At 65.4% G+C, this 792-nt stretch carries 1 pseudogene; it reads right to left on the reverse strand.

The features are described 5' to 3' along the window. Window positions 1-90: 90 nt before the first annotated feature. Window positions 91-792 (reverse strand): annotated as a pseudogene (locus tag ACTWP6_RS30370) (IS481 family transposase); the annotation flags it as partial.

Here is a 792-nt window from a genome sequence, read left to right on the forward strand (position 1 = left end):
GACAGTCGTCACCATGACGACCACCGCGTCGCCGCGACGATTACCCCGTCACAATGCAGACCGACCCCCGAAATCACGTCTGCATCCACAGTGACGCCATCGTCTGCATCCTGAGCGACGGCCAACATGCGCGTCGCTGGTGTAGAGCCGCGCATAGGCCCACTCGTCGGCCAGAGTGCGATGGAAGCGCTCCACCTTGCCGTTGGTCTGCGGCCGGTAGGGCCGAGTGCGACGATGCTCGATATCGCCGAGGGCATCGCGGAAGACGTGCGATCGATAACAGTTCCCGTTGTCGGTCAACACCTTTCGAACGGTGATGCCGCAATCGGTGAACCACGCGTTGGCACGCCGCCAGAAGCCGGCGGCGGTGTCCTTGCCCTCGTCGGCGAGTAATTCGGAGTAGGCCAGCCGCGAATGCGCGTCGATGGCGGTGTGGATGAAGTGGTAACCGCGGACCGGGTTGCCGTACTTGTTGGTCACCCCGCTGCTCTTGTCGGCCCTGGCGTTGCGGTTGCCCTTCGTACGGCCCACCATGCGCCAGCCGCCGCCGGCGGGGATCTTGCCGAGTTTCTTGACATCGACGTGCACCAGGTCGCCGCAGCCTGCGGACTCCATTCGGCGAACGACGCGTCCGGTCGCGCGGTCGAGCCAGCGCAGCTTGGCGATCCGGTAGCGGCTCAGCACCCGATGCACCGTTGAGGGATGAATCCCGAGCAGATAGCCGATACGGGCTGGCCCCCACCGCCGGGTGACGCGCACGCCAATGATGCGCCGCTCAGTGCGTGTAGGTGT

The organism is Mycobacterium sp. 4D054 (genome assembly GCF_052245755.1).
In the GTDB taxonomy this organism is placed as follows: Bacteria; Actinomycetota; Actinomycetes; order Mycobacteriales; family Mycobacteriaceae; genus Mycobacterium.